Source organism: Lentzea sp. NPDC036949 (assembly GCF_055608075.1).
The window spans coordinates 27,848-43,014 of the sequence record NZ_JBVJRA010000002.1 but is presented as its reverse complement, the minus strand read 5'-3'; the positions used below and the strand labels follow the sequence as shown (position 1 = coordinate 43,014).

The following is a 15,167-nucleotide window of genomic DNA, read 5'->3' as shown; positions in this document are numbered from 1 at the left end:
GGGTTGGTGATCGCCACGAGCGGGAATACGGGTGGGAGCTGATCGCCGAGGGGAAGGCCGCCATGTCCGTGTCCACGCACGAGCGGTTGCTCGCTGACCGCTACGAGCTCGACGACCTGCTGGGCTCGGGCGGCATGGCCGACGTGCACCGCGCGTGGGACACCCGGCTGCACCGCCACGTCGCGGTGAAGCTCTTCCGCGCCGGCTCCGACCTCGCGGACGCGGTCCGGTTCGACAACGAGGTCAAGACCCTGGCCGCGTTGTCGCACCCCGGCCTCGTCCAGGTGCACGACGCCGGGACCACCGGCGGCACGCCGTTCGTCGTGTTGCAGATGGTCGACGGGCAGACGCTGTTCGAGCGCATCGCCGACGGGCCGCTGGAGGTCGGCGAGGTGCGGCGGCTGGGCGCGGAGCTCGCCGACGTGCTGGACCACGTGCACGCCAGGGGTGTGATGCACCGCGACATCAAGCCGTCGAACATCCTGCTCGACCGCGACGGCAACGCCCACCTCGCCGACTTCGGCCTGGCCACGCTGGTCGACGCGACCCGGCTCACCCGGCCCGACCAGCTGGTGGGCACCGCCGCCTACCTCTCGCCGGAGCAGGTCCGCGGCGAGGCCCTCACCTGCGCGGTCGACATCTACTCGCTCGGGCTCCTGCTGCTGGAGTGCCTCACCGGGCGGCGCGAGTACCAGGGCAGCGAGGTCGAGGCCGCCGTCGCCCGCCTGCACCGCCGCCCGGAGATCCCGCGCCACCTGCCCACCGACCTGCGCCGCCTGCTCGACACGATGACCTCGCTGACGCCCCGGCGCCGCCCCACCGCCGCGGAGTGCGCGCGGGCGTTGCGGCACGTCCAGCCGGCGACCAGGCCCGGCATCCCGCTGCAGGCCCGCCACCCGGTGCGGATGCTCCTGGCCGCGGGGGCGTTCGCAGCGGTCGCCACGGCCGGTGTCACCGCGGCGCTGACCGCGTCCACACCGCCGGCCGAGTCCGCGCCGCCGACCACCACCACTGCTCCGGCGACGTCGGCCGTACCCGTAGCCGCCTCGGTGCCGCCGGCGACCACCACGACCGCTCCGGCCGTGCCCGTCCAGGCCGGCGGGAAGGTCGACCGTCCCGAGCGCGAGGACGTGAAGCCGGCCGACCGCAAGCCGGAGGACCGCAAGGGCGACGAGCGCAAGCGGGAGGACCGCAAGGGCAAGGGCGGGCCCGGCAAAGGCTGACACCGCCCGGCGTGCACCGCGTTCAGGCGAGGTGCCCGTCCGGCCGCACCACCCCAGCCGCCGTTCGCACGTGCCCACCCCCGCGCAGCCGTTCGAACAACCGCCCGCCGTCGGGTAGCACCTGGTCCGGCACCCTGCGGCCGGTCGCGTACGCCACGTCCAGGCCGGACAGCCGTTCCGCCAGCTCGCGGGACATGTCCGGCGCCGACGCGATCAGGCCGCTCAGCAACGCCCGCAGCGCCTGCCCCTCCGGCGTGTAGGCCGTCATCAACGCGGTCTGCGCCCTGGTGTGGGCGAGCAGCGCGGCGCCGACGGGGTGGCGTTCCTCGTGGTAGGTGTCGAGCAACGCCTCGTCCGCGCGCCCGGTGACGACGGCCGCGAGCTTCCAGCCGAGGTTGTGGGCGTCCTGGATGCCGACGTTCATTCCGACCCCGCCGGTCGGGAAGTGCATGTGGGCGGCGTCGCCGGCGAGCAGCACCGTGCCCGCGCGGTAGGCGGCGGCCTGCCGGGTGGCGTTGCCGAACCGGGACAGCCACCGCGGGTCGCGCATCCCGAAGTCGGTGCCCGCGATGGCCTTCACCACCGCGCGCAGCTCGTCGAGGGTGAGCTCGCCGGGCCACTCCGGCCGGTTGCTCGCGGGATCACCGCCCACGATCCGGTGCACCCCACCCGGCAACGGCACGACCATCAGGCCGCCGTCGGCCCCGGTGGCGCTGGTGAACCCGCGCGAGGGCGGGTCGTCGAGCACCACGTCGCCCAGCCAGCCCCAGGTCGTGGCGTCGGTGCCGGGGAAGTCGACGCCCGCGGCGGCGCGGACGGTGCTGCGGGTCCCGTCGCACCCCACCACGTAGCGCGCGCCGACGACCTCGCCGTCGTCCAGCACCACACCGCCCTCGGCCAGCCCGGTGACCCGACAGCCGCGCCGCACCACCGCCCCCAGCCCGACCGCTCGCTCTTCGAGCAGCTCCTCCGTCCTGACCTGCGGCAACGCCAGCGTGAACGGGTAGGGCGTGTCGAGGACGGCGAAGTCCAGCCGGTCCGGCAGCCCGCCGAAGTGCCCGTTCGGGATGCGCAGGCCCTCGGCCAGGAACGGCTCCACCACCCCGCGGCAGTCGAGCACCTCGACCGTGCGCGGGTGGATCGTGAGCGCCTTCGAGTTCCGGTCCCGCTCCAGCCGCGCCTCCAGCACCACGACCGAGGCACCGCCCAGCCTCAGCTCCCCCGCCAGCCACAACCCGGTCGGCCCCGCGCCGACGATGACGACGTCCAGCATCAACCCACTCCTCTTGGTCACTGACCAACACTCGGTGCCGTGAGTAGACTAGGTCAGTGACCAAGAGTCAAGCGGACGTGGTGCGCACCGCCCTGGAGATCCTCGACGAGCACGGCGCGGGCGCGGTCTCGCTGCGCGCCATCGCCCAGCGCCTGGACGTGCGGATGAACACCGTCCTGTGGCACGTGAAGACCAAGGCCCGACTGGAGGAGCTGATGGCCGACGCGATCGTGGCGGGCGTGTCGCTCACCGGCCTGCCGGCCGACTGGCGCGAGCGGGCCGCCGAGATCGCGCGCCGCTACCGCCGGGCCCTGCTCGCCCACCGCGACGGGGCCGTGGTCGTGGCCGGCACCTACGCCGCCGAACCGGCCACTTTGGACGTCGCGGAGGCGCTGTGCGCGGCACTGCTGGAGGGCGGGCTGTCCGAACGGGACGCCGCGTGGACGTTGTGGGACGTCATCTACTTCGTCCTCGGGCTCACGCAGGAGGAGCAGGCATTGCCGGGACGCTCCGCGGATGGTCTGGTGCTGGGTGAACGGCCCGCGTTGCGGCGCGTGCTCCCGTTCCTGACCGAGGAGTCGTTCGACGAGCGGTTCGAGCACGGCCTGGCGAAGCTGGTCGCTACTTTCGGCCCTGCTGAATAGGCCGTGCCACATGTGCGCGGACCCGTCCGCGTGCTGTCGCCGGGACCGGCTGCCCACCGCTGACTCGCGGTGGGCAGCCGGTCGGCACGGGATCAGGCGGTGTGCAGCCGCAGCCCGTAGACGTTCAGGATCTCGTTGATCGGCTGGAACCAGGTGCGGCCACCGCTGGAGCAGTTGCCGTAGCCGCCGGACGTCACGCCCTGGGCCTGGTCACCGGTGATGAACGAGCCGCCGGAGTCGCCGCCCTCGGCGCACACGCTGGTGCCCGCCATCTGGTGCACGTCGCCCTGGGCGTACCGGATCGTCTCGTTGCGGCTCTGGATCGCGCCGCAGTGCCACTTCGTCGTCGAGCCCGAGCGGCACACGGAGGTGCCGACCGGCGCCTCCCACGAGCCGCGGACCAGCACGTCGCTCACCCGGCCCCAGCCGAGCACGACGGGCACTGTCCACCAGCCGCCGCCGGTGCGGACCCAGGCGTAGTCGTTGCCGGGGAAGGAGGAGCCGGCGAAGTTGCCCTGGAAGGAGCGGTCCCAGCCGTACACCGCCGCGCCGTTGCCGCCGCAGTGGCCGGCGGTGACGTAGCCGCCGTGCACCGAGAAGCCGATGGAGCATCGGACGTTGCCGGTGTAGTACGGGTCGCCGCCGACGGTGCCGGCCGCGAACGGCTGCGGCTGCCGCACGCCGTCGGTGTTGACGCTGATGGCGCCGAACTGCCTGGCCCTGTCGAGGAACGCGGCGACCTCGGCGGTCTGCTTGCCGGCTTCAACGTTGACGACGACCGTGCCGGTCCTGGGGTCCGGGTGCCAGCTCGCGACCGCGGCCGGCACGGCACCGGTCGCGGACAGGGCGTCGAGCCGGTTCTTGTGGGCGTTCATCGACCCGGCGGACCGGGTGACGAGCTTCGCCACGGCGCCGGTGGCCTCGACCCGGCCGGCCGCCGCCCGGTCGGTGACGGCGACGACGAGGCGGTTGTCCTCGAACCAGCTGCCCGCGTGGGCGGTGCCGGCCTCGGCCTCGGCGCGCGGTGCGAGCACCGACGCGCGGTGTTCCTTCTCCAGGCGCAGCCGCGCCTGCTGTTCGGTCAGCCCGAACGCCGAGCTCATCGCCGACAGCAGGCCGGGCGACAGCTCCTGCGCCGAGGCCTGGGCGGGAGCGGTGAAGGTGGACCCGACCAGCACGAGGGCCAGCGCGGGCACGATTCTGGACACGCTGAGACGCACGCTCTTCTCCTTGTCCGTCAGGGGTCGCCTCCCGCCCCGTTGCGGAAGGCGCGAACATGAGAGCGCTCTCACAGTGACGCAGCCAACACCGGCCGGTCAACCGCTGACAAAGCTCCTGTCCTGCCCGATTCCTGACCGAACGGTCCCAACCGGGCAATCAGGTCATCATCACCACCTGGCGCACCGCCTCGCCGGACGCCAGCCGCGCGAAGCCGTCGTTGATCTCCGGCAGCGTCAGCCGGCCGGAGAGCAGGCCGTCGACCGGCAGCCGACCGGCGCGGTAGAGGTTGACGAAGCGCGGCACGTCCCGGCGCGGCACGCACGAACCGAGGTAGCTGCCCTTGAGCGTGCGCTCCTCGGCGACCAGGTTCAGCGCGGGCAGGGTGACGGTCCGGTCGGGGTGCGGCAGGCCGACGGTGACGGTGGTGCCGCCGATCGCGGTGGCGGCGTAGGCCTGCTCCAGCACGGCCGCGACGCCGGTGGTGTCGATGACCTTGTCCGCGCCGCCGCCGGTGAGGTCGCGCAGGTGCGCCACGACGTCCGGGCCGCCCGCCACGTCGTGCGTGGCGCCGAGGGTGCGGGCCAGCTGCCGCTTGTGCTCGACGACGTCCACCGCGACGACCTGCGTGGCACCGGCCGTGACCGCCGCCAGTACGGCCGCGAGACCGACACCGCCCAGACCGAACACGGCGACCCGGTCCCCCGGCACGACCTCGGCGCTGTAGAACGCGGCCCCCGCGCCGGTGAGCACCGCGCACCCGAAGAGCGCAGCGATCTCGGGTGGCAGGTCGGAAGGCACGCGCGTGGCCGACCGGTCGGAGACCACGGTGTACTCGGCGAACCCGGACACGCCGAGGTGGTGGTGCGGCCGGGTGCCGTCCGGGAGGGTCCACCGGCGGTGACCGCTCAGCAGGGTGCCCTCGCGGTTGGCGGCGGCACCCGGTTCGCACAGCGCCTGGCGGCCGGACGCGCACCGGCGGCACGCACCGCAGGCGGGCACGAACGACAGCACGACGTGGTCGCCGGGCGCGAACTCGGAGCTCGGGCCCGCCTCGACGACCTCGCCCGCCGCCTCGTGGCCGAGCACCATCGGCAACGGCCGCAGGCGGGAACCGTCGATCACGGACAGGTCGGAGTGGCACAGGCCGGTGGCGCGCACGCGCACCAGCAGCTCGCCGGGACCGGGCGGGTCGAGGTCGAGGTCGACGACCTCCAGCGGGCCGCCGACGGCCGTGAGCACCGCACCGCGCGTCTTCACGCGACCACCAGCCCTTCCATCCGGGTGCGCAGGCCCGCGGGGATCTCGACGGGCTTGCGGGTCGTGCGGTCGACGAACACGTGCACGAAGTGGCCCTCCGCCACGACGTCCGCGCTGCCTTCGAGGAAGAACCCGACCTCGTAGCGCACGCTCGACCGGCCGAGGTGCCCGACGCGCAGGCCCGCGTCCAGCGCGTCCGGGAACGCCACCGAGGCGCGGTAGTTGCAGTGGGACTCCACGCACAGGCCGATCTCGGCGCCCTCGTGGATGTCGAGGCCCGCCGCGATCAGCCACGTGTTGATCACGGTGTCCATGAACGCGTAGTGGACGACGTTGTTCACGTGTCCGTAGACGTCGTTGTCCGCCCATCGGGTCGGAATCCGCTGCCAGTGCCGGTACTGCTCGCGCACACGACCACCTTTGCTCTGTTCGGACTTTGCTCTGGTTCTGGCACTGTCAGTCGAGCCTCCTGGTCAGCTCGACCCTCGACCGCACGCCGAGCCGCGCGAAGATGTTGCGCAAGTGGTGCTCGACGGTGCGGTGGCTCAGGAACAACCGCGCGGCGATCTCGCGGTTCGTGGCGCCCTCGGCGACCAGCCGCGCGATCTGCGCCTGCTGCGGCGTCAGCTCCGGCCGGTCGCCGGGTCCACCGGTGCTGTCGCCGGCGGCGCGCAGCTCCGCGCTGGCGCGGGCGACCCAGTGGTCGGCCTGGTAGGACTGGAAGATCCGCACCGCGTCGCGCAGGTGGTCGCGCGCCAGCTTGGGTTTGCGGCTCCTGCGCAGCCGGGTGCCGTACAGCAGCTCGGTCTTCGCGAGCTCCATCGCGGTGCCGCTGGCCCGGTGCAGGCGGATGGCCTCCTCGAAGTGCTCGTCGGCGGCGCCGCTGCCGCCTCCGAGCAGCCCGCGGCAGCGGTGGCTCAGCGCGAGGCGGGCCGAGCTGCCCGTCGCCTCCGCCCACCGTTCGAACCGCCGCAGCGCCCGGTCCCCCGCGCCGGGCTGCCCGCATGCGACGGCCGCCTCCACGACCTGCGGTGCGGCCATGACCTTGATGCCGGCGTGGCCGGGGTGCAGGCGCAGCCGGTCGAGCGCGTCGGCCGGCCGGTCCCTGGCCAGGTCGACGCACGCGAACGCCCACGCGCCGAACGTGCCCGGTCGGGTGAGCCCGCGCTGCGTGATGTGCTCGGTGGCGGTGTCGATGCGGTGCAGCGCCGTGTCGGAGTCCCCGCGCAACGCCGCCAGCAGGGCGAGGATCGTCAGGTGGTCGACCACGGCGTTGTGCTGCCCGACCGCCGTCGCCGCGTGCACGCCCTCGGTGGCCGCGGTGAGGGCGGCCGCGTGCTGGTCGAGCAGGAGCGCCGACAGCGCCCGGTAGACCAGCGCCCACGGCACCAGCGCGGTGTACCCGCTCTCGCGCGCCGCAGTCACCGCGCTGGTGGCCATCTCGTGCGACCCGACGGCGTCACCGAGCACGTAGGCGGCCTGGCTGGCCCAGATCCGCGGCTGCGCGCCCGGCACCCGGTGGGCGAGCTCGACGACCTCGCGCAACGCGGGCAGCGCCTCGTCGTGGCGGCCGTCGAAGGTGGCGGCCATCCCGGCCAGGTGGCCGAGCGTGAGCCGGGTGGCCGGTGGTTCGTCGGGCAGCCGGATCTCCCTGGCGAACTCGGCGACGGCGCTGTAGCGGCGGTGGTCACCCGCGATGCTCGCCGCCTCGCCCGCGAACCCGAGTGCCGCGACGGCCAGTCCGCGCCGGGTGCCGACGAGGCTGCGCGCGGCCCGCATGAGCCGGTCGGCGGCGACGTCCGGGAGGCTCTCGCCCAGGTCGATGCCGCCGGCGACGAGGTCCATCAGCGCCTTGAGCTCGGGGGTGTCGGTGAGCCGGACCGCGCAGCGCAGCACCGCCCGCGCCTGGTGCGGTGCGCCGCGGGCCCAGTGGTCGGCGGCGGCGTTGAGGAGGCGGCGGGCCTTCTGCTCGGTGTCCCCGGTCAGCTGGGCGGCGCGGTCGTGGTCGCGGGCGGCGGTGGCGAAGTCGCCGCACCGGCGGGCGTGCTCGGCGCTGGCGGTCAGCAGGTCGGCGGGCCCGTCGTCACCGGCCCGGCCGGCGCGGGCGGCGTGCCACGTGCGCCGCGGGCCCGCGGGCAGCAGCTCGGCCAGTTCCGCGTGCGCCCGGAACCGCGCGGCCGGCGACAGGCCCGCGGCCAGCGTCGACCGCACCAGCCGCCGCGGGTCCAGCAGCGTTCCCGCCTCCGTCACCGCCTCCAGGTCCCCGGTGAGCCGCGCCAGGTCGTCCGCGGTCAGCTCCTCGTCCACGGCGGCCAGCGCCACCGCGGTCCGCGCCCGTTCCGACAGCCCCGCGAACCGCGCCAGCAGCCGCGCCCGCAACGAGCTGGCCTGCGGCAACCCGTCCGGTGGCGGCGCGATGCCGCCGAGCTGGTCCGACGTGAGCGCCCCCGCCAGCTCCACCAGCGCGAGCGGGTTGCCGCACGCCAGGTCGGCGAGGTCGACCGCCAGCGCGGGTGGGAGGCCTGGCAGCAGGTCGTGCAGCACGAGCAAGCTCTCGGCCCGGTCCAGCGGGTCGAGCACCACGTGCGGCAGCCCGAACGCCTCCCCCTCGGTGGCGATGAGCAGCGCCGCCCGCGTCCCGGTCACGTCGGCGGCGAGCCGGCGCAGGTCGTCGTCGAGCTCGCGCACGTCGTCGAGGCACAGCACCGCCTCGTGCGAACGGCGGGCGTGGTCGAGCAGGGCGGTCCGGCCACTGCCCGGTTCGCCGCACACGACGAGCACCCCGCCGTGGCCGGCTCGCGCACGTCGGAGCAACGCGTCCACGGCGACGCGCTGCCGGTCACGGCCACGCAACATCGGGCCAGTTTCACCGCGGTGGAGGCCCAGCGGAAGGGGTCTGGGACAAATTCAACTACCAGCGTTAGTTTTACCGCTGAAGTTCTTCGCGAGACCGGTGGTTGCACCGATGCGGACCCGTGCACGGCGGTTGCAGGGTCGAGAGGTCCTCGCACTTCCCCTGCCGAATGAGGTGTACAACGCCGTGCAACTCCGCTCCCTGCTCCCCCTGGCGCTCACGCTGGTGCTCGTCACCGGCACCGGTACCGCACACGCGGCCAACCCCTACGAACGCGGTCCCGCCCCGACGAACGCGAGCATCGAGGCGCTCCGCGGGCCGTTCGCCGTGTCGGAGACCTCGGTGTCCTCCCTGGTCGGCGGTTTCGGCGGCGGCACGATCTACTACCCGACGAGCACCGCCTCCGGCACGTTCGGCGCCGTCGCGATCTCCCCCGGCTACACCGGCACGCAGTCCAGCATCTCGTGGCTGGGCCCGCGCCTCGCGTCCCAGGGCTTCGTGGTGTTCACCATCGACACGAACACGATCTACGACCAGCCCGACAGCCGCGCCTCCCAGCTGCTCGCCGCGCTGGACTACCTGACCCAGCAGAGCAGCGTCCGGTCCCGCATCGACACCACCCGGCTCGGTGTCATGGGCCACTCGATGGGCGGCGGCGGCACGTTGCGCGCCGCCAGCCAGCGCCCCGCCCTGCAGGCGGCGATCCCGCTGACCGGCTGGCACACCACGAAGAACTGGTCGTCGGTGCGCGTGCCGACGCTCGTGGTCGGCGCGGAGGACGACTCGATCGCACCGGTCGCGTCGCACTCGGAGCCGTTCTACACGTCGCTGCCGTCCACGCTCGACAAGGCGTACCTGGAGCTCAACAACGCGAACCACTTCGCGCCGAACTCGAACAACACGACGATCGCGAAGTACAGCATCTCGTGGCTCAAGCGGTTCATCGACAACGACACCCGCTACGAGCAGTTCCTCTGCCCGGCACCGGGCCGCAGCACCCTGATCGAGGAGTACCGCGACACCTGCCCGCACTCGTAACCCGGTCATGGGTCGCAGCGCCGCGACCCGCGCCACCCCGGCCTTCGCGCCCTCATCGGGCGGGGCCGGGGTTCGGCCGCTCTAGCTGACGTGCTCCTCCACGACCCACGACCGCGTCCGCGACCGGTCCAGGAACAACGCCTCGTCGGCGGCCACACCGGACCCCTCGGCGAGCACGAGCGCGAGCCACCGCTGCCGGGTGGGCTCGTCGGCGAACCTCATGTGGGTGAGGACGTCGAACTCCACGTCGGCGGACTCCGGCAGGTAGTTGCGGGCGTAGTAGTCCGGCGGTGGCGCGACGCTGAGGACGAGCGGCACGTGGTGGTGCTCGTAGTAGTCGACGAACTCGGCTCGGGTGAACCCGCGGTGTGCCTTGAGCAGAGCCATGGTCGTGATCACGACGGGTGTCAGCTCTCCCAGACGATCGGCGACTTCACGTAGTCGTCGCCGCGGTTGTACTCGCCCGCGACGACCTTGGAGCCGTCCGTGGCCGCGGTCAGCACGCAGGTCTCGTACGTCTCGCCGGCGGCGGTGAACGTCTTCGGGGCGCTGGTGGAGTCGCAGTTCGGGGTGTCGCCGCTGATGATCACGCCGGTGCCCTTGCCGTCGGCGCCGAGACCGCGCAGGGAGATCGAGATGTAGCGCAGGTCGGTACCGCTCAGGTTCTCGACCTTCACCCGCAGGTAGAACGGCGTGATGCCCTTGGCCTTGTCGCCGAACTTCGCGAGGTCCTCCTTCGCGCCCTGCTCGATGGCGGTGAGGGTGACGGCCACGGTGCCGCTCTTGTCGCCGAGCGTGAAGGGGATGACCGCGCGGGAGCCGACCTTGAGCTTCGAACCGGGCGCGGTGACCTCGCCGCCGGCGGCGATCGGGGCGTTCGAGGTGGAGCTGGGCTTCGAGGTGGTGCTGCTCGTCGTCTCCGCCGCGGTCGTGGTCTCGGCGGGCGTGGGAGAGCCGCTGGTCTCGGAGCCGCACGCCGACAGGAGCAAGCCCGCCGCGGCGACGATGATCAGGGAACGTCGGGCGTGCGTCACTGCGGAACTCCTCGCTGCGGAACCTGGGGCTGCCCAGCAGGCTAGGTCGCGGGTGGACGGTCCGGTATCGGTCGTTCGCACCACACGCGACTCACAGGTCGTCGAGCCCGATCAGACCGTCCTGGATGGCCCGTGCCACGAGCGCCGCCTTCGTGGGCGCCTGCCGGCCGATCGCCGCGTACTTCACCCTGATCCGCTCCAGGTGCGAGTTCACCGTGCTGAGCGCGATGTTGAGCCGTTGCGCCACGAACTCCTTCGACTCCGACTGGAACCACTCGACCAGCACCTCGGTCTCGCGCGGCGACAGCGCGGGCCGCGTCTCCGACCGGTCCCCCGCCAGCGCGCCCGCGAGTGCCGGCGGAGTGTAGGACTGCCCGTCCGCCGCCGCGCGCACGGCCTGCACGAGGTGCTCGGCGCCCTCGGCCTTCGTCAGGTAGCTGAGCGCGCCGAGCTCCAGGCACTGCAGGGCGATCTCGTCGTCGGCGCGCATCGAGTACACGACGACCCGGCGCCCGTCCTCGGCCAGCCTGCGCAGCTCCGCCGTCGCGGGCGTGACACCGCCCAGGTGCAGGTCGAGCACGACCACGGCGTCCTGCGGCGCGGCCCAGGCGACCTCGACGTCCTCCCCGCTGCCCACGAGCGCGATCGGCGGCTCCGCTGTGGACAGCCAGTGCGCGACCCCCGCCCGCACCACGGGGTGGTCGTCCACCACGACCGCCGTCACGTCGCCCGCCATCGCGCCTCGCTCCTCACCAGTCCGCTGTGGACGCTCGTCTCGACCGCGACCACCTCCGGCACGCCGTCGTGGTGCGGCAGCTCCCCCGGCGCGTCCGCCACCACCGCCACCCGCACCTCCGTGGCCGTCCGGAGCAGACTCACCTTCGCACGCCCACCGGCCACGGCGAGCGCACGGGCCATCGGCGCGACCAGCTCCCGCCGCACCTCCGTCGGCACCGGCGTGGCCGTGCCGCTGACCGCGAGCGACACCACCACCCCGCGCCGTTCCGCGACGTCCACACAGGCCGTCAGCTCGTGCAGCAACGGGTCCGGCACGTCGTCGTTCTCCGCGAACAACCGCCGCAGCTGCACCGCCGCCACCGAGCACCGCACCCGCGTCGGCTCGTCCGCGACGCTCACGACCTCGTCGGCGAGGTCCGCCAGCAGCGGCAGCACCGCCCCCAGCTGCCCCTCGAACCCGGCCCGCAGGTCCTGCTCCCGCTGCCGCGCCAACTCCTCCCGCGTGCGCGCCGCGTCGTGCTCGGCGGCCGCCTCCGCGGCGAGCCGCCCGTCCCGCAGGAGCACCCCCGTGATCACCATGACGCCGACCTGGAAGCTCGTGCCGCTGAGGATGACGACCCCCGCGGTACCCCCGTCGCCGTTGCCGGCGTGCAGGAACCACCCGACCGACAGGGCGAGGTGGGCGCCGAGGGCGGCGACGAGGGGCCGGGGCCGTTCGACGAGGACGAGCAGCAGGTACCAGCCGATGAGCCCGAACGCCCAGTCCTGCGACCCGAGCGGCGTGCCGGCGGCCTGGGCGGTGGTGGCGAGGACCGACGCCACCAGGACCACGGCGGTGAGCCCCGCGGCCACCGCGGTGCCGAGCTGGGCGCGACCGGCGGCGACGTGGCCGCCGACGATCGCGAGGACCGCGGTCAGGAGGGTGTACGCGGTCCACGCGGTGGTGGAGCCGGGGCCGATGGCCAGGGACGGGAGGGTGAGGACCAGTTGGATGGCGGTGACGACGACCAGCAGGACCTGGCGGGTGGTGGTGACGACGGCGAGATCGGTCATCGCCCACCGGCCCGGTCGGGGGCTGCGGAGTGGTCGGGGGTTCCGGGCGGGTCGAGGGTTGCGGGGCGGTCGAGGGCTGCCGCGTGGTCGGCCGGGCTTTTGCCGGCGGTCCACGCCAGCCGAACCGTCGTCCCCGCTCCCGGCACCGAGTCGATCTCCACCGACCCGCCGACGGCGCGCACCCGTTCCACGACGGACTCCCGCACCCCGCGCCGGTGCGGCGCGACGTCCGCCGGCACGAACCCCGGGCCGTCGTCGCGCACCACCACGGTGGCGCCACCGTCCACCCGCGACACGACCACGTCCGCGGTCGCGCCGGGTGCGTGCCGGGCCACGTTCGTCAGCAGCTCCCGCACGGCCCGCACGAACGCCAGCGCCACCACGGCGGGCACCGGCACGGCCTCCACCGGCGCGACCGCGACCCGCGCGTCGACCTGGTCCCCGGCCACCGCCGACCCGGCCGCCACCCGCACCCCGGCCCGGTCCCGCCCCACCGCCACGAGCGCCGCACCGAGGTCGACCGTCCCCTGGGCGTTGTCCCGCTCGGCCAGCACCACCAGGTCCCGCCGGGCCTGCGCGGCCACGGCCGAGGGCTCACCGCCATGCGCCGCCATGAGGAAGGTCGCCGCCGCCGTGTCGTGCAGCAACGCCAGGTACTCGCGTTCCCGCCGGCTGCGGTCCAGCGCCACGGCCGCCGCCCGGTTCTGCGAGGCGGCGCGTTCGCGCAGAACGTCGACGCGGCGGCTGGAGCGGCGCAGGAGCTCGTAGGCGAGCCGGGCCAGCACCGACTCCAGCACCGCGCGCACCAGGACGTCCGGTCCGGCCGCCGTCACCGCCACGACCAGCAGCAACGCCGTCGCGGGCACGGTGACCCGCGGCGGGTGCTGCCACTGCCAGGTGATCAAGGTGGTGGTGAGGACGGTGAGCGTCCACTGCTCGGCGGTGCCGCCCAGCACGACGAGCAGCACCACCACCCGCGCGAACGCCACCGGCAGGGCCACACCGGGCAGGCGGAAGTCGGCGGCGGAGGTGAGCACGACGAACGCGAACAGCGTCCAGCCCGCCGCGGAGCCCGCGGACAGCGCGCCGAAGAGGCTGATCAGGACGACACCGGCGCCGCGGACGGGACCCGCGAGGCGGGACACCGTCGCGAGGAGCCTCGCCTCCAGCAGCACGCCCGGCATTGTGCCAGGTCAGCTCTCGTGCGCCGCGGCGGTCAGGCGGCGGTGTCCCTGGTGCGCCGGACCGCGACCACGATCAACGCGATCAGGCCGAACAGGGGGATCGTGCTGATCGCCCAGGACAGGCCCATCGGCGGGCCGGGCTGTTCCATCACCTGGAGGTTCTTCAGCTCACCGGTGCCGGTGCCGGCCGGTCCGGTGATGTCGAACCGCATCGCCCACGTCCCCGGCACGGGCAGCGCCTGCACGTCCAGTCCCCACACCTCGCGCTTGCGGGGGTGGCGGGCCAGCGGGTCGTCGCCGACCACCTTGTCGGCGTGCACCAGCGTCAGCGTGCCCTGCTTGCCGGTGATGCCGTCCTCGGGCGCGAACGTGAAGTCCAGCGACTGCATGGCCTTGAGCGGCCAGGTGCTGAACCCGACGGTCAGGTCGTACGGGCCGGCCTTGACCTTCTCGGTGTGCACGACGTTCACCGGTTCGAAGGCCAGCGCCGGGGCGGCGAGACCGAACAGCAGGGCGGCCGCACCGGCCAGTCCCAGCACCGTCTTACGCATGGCTGTTCTCCTTTGCCGGCGCCAGGTGGCGCAGCGTGCGGCCGAAGCGGCGGCCGGCCAGGCCGGCGAGGGCGCCGAAGACCGCGCCGGCGGCGATGGTGGCGAGGTAGCGGTCGGTCGCGGGGAACCGGCCGTCGCCGAAGACGAGGATGCGCTGCACCGGCGCGCAGGCCGTGATGAGCACGCCGCCGAGCGCGCCGGGGACCCACGCGGGCAGCCGGTGCAGCAGCTCGGCGGCGACCCCGACGAGGACCAGCGCCATCGGGATCATGTTGGGCAGCGCGGGAACGCCGTCGGTGTAGTCGCGCAGCGGCAGCCCGGTGGCGGAGGCGTAGACCTCGGTCGCCCACGGCGAGAACCACCAGAACACCGCCTGCAGCGCCGCGACCACCACCGCGACGGCGAGCGCCCCACCGCGGCGGTTCAGCGCGTTGCCCGCCATGAACAGGATCAGCACGGAGAAGAACGCGGCGCCGACGTTGATCGAGTTCACGACCCCGTTCGGCAGCGCCTGCAGGCCGATGACGGTCACCATGCTGAACGCGAGCAGCACCGCCGAGGCGCCGACCACGCCGTAGGCGCCCCACGGCCGGTCACGGGCGACGGCGAACACCATCACCGCGCCGACCATCGTGATCGAGATCGACAGCAGCAGGCCGATGTGCGGCGGCGAGGCGATCACCGCGTCGAAGCCGTACAGGCTGTGCCACCACTGGTCCCACAGCCCGTAGACGAGGAACAGCGCCGCGCCGATGCCGGAGATCAGGTAGCCGACGGGTGCGGAGAACGTGCGGCCGAAGACGCCGACAGCGCGGCCGCCGACGATCGGGTCGACGTGCCGGTCGCGCTTCGCGGCGGCCGTCGTCATCAGCACGACGGCGAGGCTCGCCAGGCCCGAGATCGCACTGCCCGCGTACAGGAACAGGTGCGGCATCGTGAAGAACGTGTCGGGCCCGACGTCGGTGTGCCACTGGATGTCCCAGGTCAAGCCGATCAACGAGATCAGGGTGCCGCCGACCAAGAGACCCGCCGGCACCACCCCCTTCGGGACGGTCCTGGCTGACGGTGCGGCCACCGTCGACGCCGTGATGTCCATC

At 73.7% G+C, this 15,167-nt stretch carries 15 protein-coding genes; 3 read left to right on the top strand and 12 right to left on the bottom strand.

The window, feature by feature from the left end:
• The first annotated feature begins 62 nt into the window (after positions 1-62).
• Entirely contained in the window at positions 63-1,223 is a 1,161-nt protein-coding gene (locus ACZ7CD_RS06275) for a serine/threonine-protein kinase (protein ID WP_470378419.1), read from the top strand.
• A 22-nt stretch (positions 1,224-1,245) separates the two neighbouring features.
• Here the strand turns inward: ACZ7CD_RS06275 and ACZ7CD_RS06270 are convergent, their stop codons facing one another.
• Positions 1,246-2,496: an FAD-dependent monooxygenase gene (locus ACZ7CD_RS06270; protein WP_470378418.1), complete on the bottom strand. Its 1,251-nt coding sequence runs from the start codon at positions 2,494-2,496 to the stop codon at positions 1,246-1,248.
• Positions 2,497-2,552: 56 nt separating this feature from the next.
• Here ACZ7CD_RS06270 and ACZ7CD_RS06265 point away from each other — a divergent pair, with 56 nt between their 5' ends.
• Entirely contained in the window at positions 2,553-3,140 is a 588-nt protein-coding gene (locus ACZ7CD_RS06265; RefSeq protein ID WP_470369002.1) for a TetR/AcrR family transcriptional regulator, read from the top strand.
• 92 nt (positions 3,141-3,232) lie between these two features.
• Here ACZ7CD_RS06265 and ACZ7CD_RS06260 read toward each other — a convergent pair whose 3' ends face one another.
• The 4 genes from ACZ7CD_RS06260 to ACZ7CD_RS06245 all read right to left on the bottom strand — a co-directional run bounded on the left by ACZ7CD_RS06260 (position 3,233) and on the right by ACZ7CD_RS06245 (position 8,474).
• The gene (locus tag ACZ7CD_RS06260; protein ID WP_458432621.1) at positions 3,233-4,360 is read right to left on the bottom strand and encodes a S1 family peptidase; all 1,128 of its coding nucleotides are present in this window, start codon (positions 4,358-4,360) and stop codon (positions 3,233-3,235) included.
• A gap of 157 nt (positions 4,361-4,517) precedes the next feature.
• Positions 4,518-5,618, bottom strand: coding sequence for a zinc-binding dehydrogenase (locus ACZ7CD_RS06255; protein WP_470378417.1), 1,101 nt, complete (start codon positions 5,616-5,618; stop codon positions 4,518-4,520).
• The gene (locus tag ACZ7CD_RS06250; RefSeq protein WP_360384382.1) at positions 5,615-6,028 is read right to left on the bottom strand and encodes an acyl-CoA thioesterase; all 414 of its coding nucleotides are present in this window, start codon (positions 6,026-6,028) and stop codon (positions 5,615-5,617) included. Before ACZ7CD_RS06250 ends, ACZ7CD_RS06255 begins: the two co-directional genes overlap by 4 nt.
• 46 nt (positions 6,029-6,074) lie before the next feature.
• Entirely contained in the window at positions 6,075-8,474 is a 2,400-nt protein-coding gene (locus ACZ7CD_RS06245; protein ID WP_458432622.1) for a helix-turn-helix transcriptional regulator, read from the bottom strand.
• Between the two features lie 184 nt (positions 8,475-8,658).
• Between ACZ7CD_RS06245 and bdeA the strand changes: the two genes are divergently transcribed.
• Positions 8,659-9,510 (top strand): bis(hydroxyethyl) terephthalate hydrolase, encoded by an 852-nt coding sequence (bdeA, locus tag ACZ7CD_RS06240; RefSeq protein WP_458432623.1) that lies wholly within the window; start codon positions 8,659-8,661, stop codon positions 9,508-9,510.
• 81 nt (positions 9,511-9,591) lie between these two features.
• On the opposite strand, the gene ACZ7CD_RS06235 is transcribed toward bdeA, so the two are convergent.
• The 7 genes from ACZ7CD_RS06235 to ACZ7CD_RS06205 form a co-directional block, all read right to left on the bottom strand.
• Entirely contained in the window at positions 9,592-9,897 is a 306-nt protein-coding gene (locus ACZ7CD_RS06235) for an EthD domain-containing protein (protein ID WP_458432624.1), read from the bottom strand.
• A gap of 20 nt (positions 9,898-9,917) precedes the next feature.
• A complete protein-coding gene (locus tag ACZ7CD_RS06230; protein WP_360384389.1) occupies positions 9,918-10,544 on the bottom strand; it encodes a hypothetical protein in 627 nt (208 codons plus the stop codon).
• A gap of 91 nt (positions 10,545-10,635) precedes the next feature.
• Entirely contained in the window at positions 10,636-11,280 is a 645-nt protein-coding gene (locus ACZ7CD_RS06225; protein ID WP_458432625.1) for a response regulator, read from the bottom strand.
• On the bottom strand, positions 11,265-12,335 hold the full coding sequence (locus ACZ7CD_RS06220; RefSeq protein ID WP_470378416.1) for a hypothetical protein: 1,071 nt from the start codon (positions 12,333-12,335) through the stop codon (positions 11,265-11,267). The genes ACZ7CD_RS06225 and ACZ7CD_RS06220 overlap by 16 nt, the downstream gene beginning before the upstream one ends.
• A complete protein-coding gene (locus tag ACZ7CD_RS06215) occupies positions 12,332-13,510 on the bottom strand; it encodes a sensor histidine kinase (protein WP_470378415.1) in 1,179 nt (392 codons plus the stop codon). Before ACZ7CD_RS06215 ends, ACZ7CD_RS06220 begins: the two co-directional genes overlap by 4 nt.
• Before the next feature lie 41 nt (positions 13,511-13,551).
• Entirely contained in the window at positions 13,552-14,070 is a 519-nt protein-coding gene (locus ACZ7CD_RS06210; RefSeq protein ID WP_360384397.1) for a hypothetical protein, read from the bottom strand.
• On the bottom strand, positions 14,063-15,166 hold the full coding sequence (locus ACZ7CD_RS06205; RefSeq protein ID WP_470378414.1) for a hypothetical protein: 1,104 nt from the start codon (positions 15,164-15,166) through the stop codon (positions 14,063-14,065). The genes ACZ7CD_RS06210 and ACZ7CD_RS06205 overlap by 8 nt, the downstream gene beginning before the upstream one ends.
• Position 15,167 lies beyond the last annotated feature (1 nt).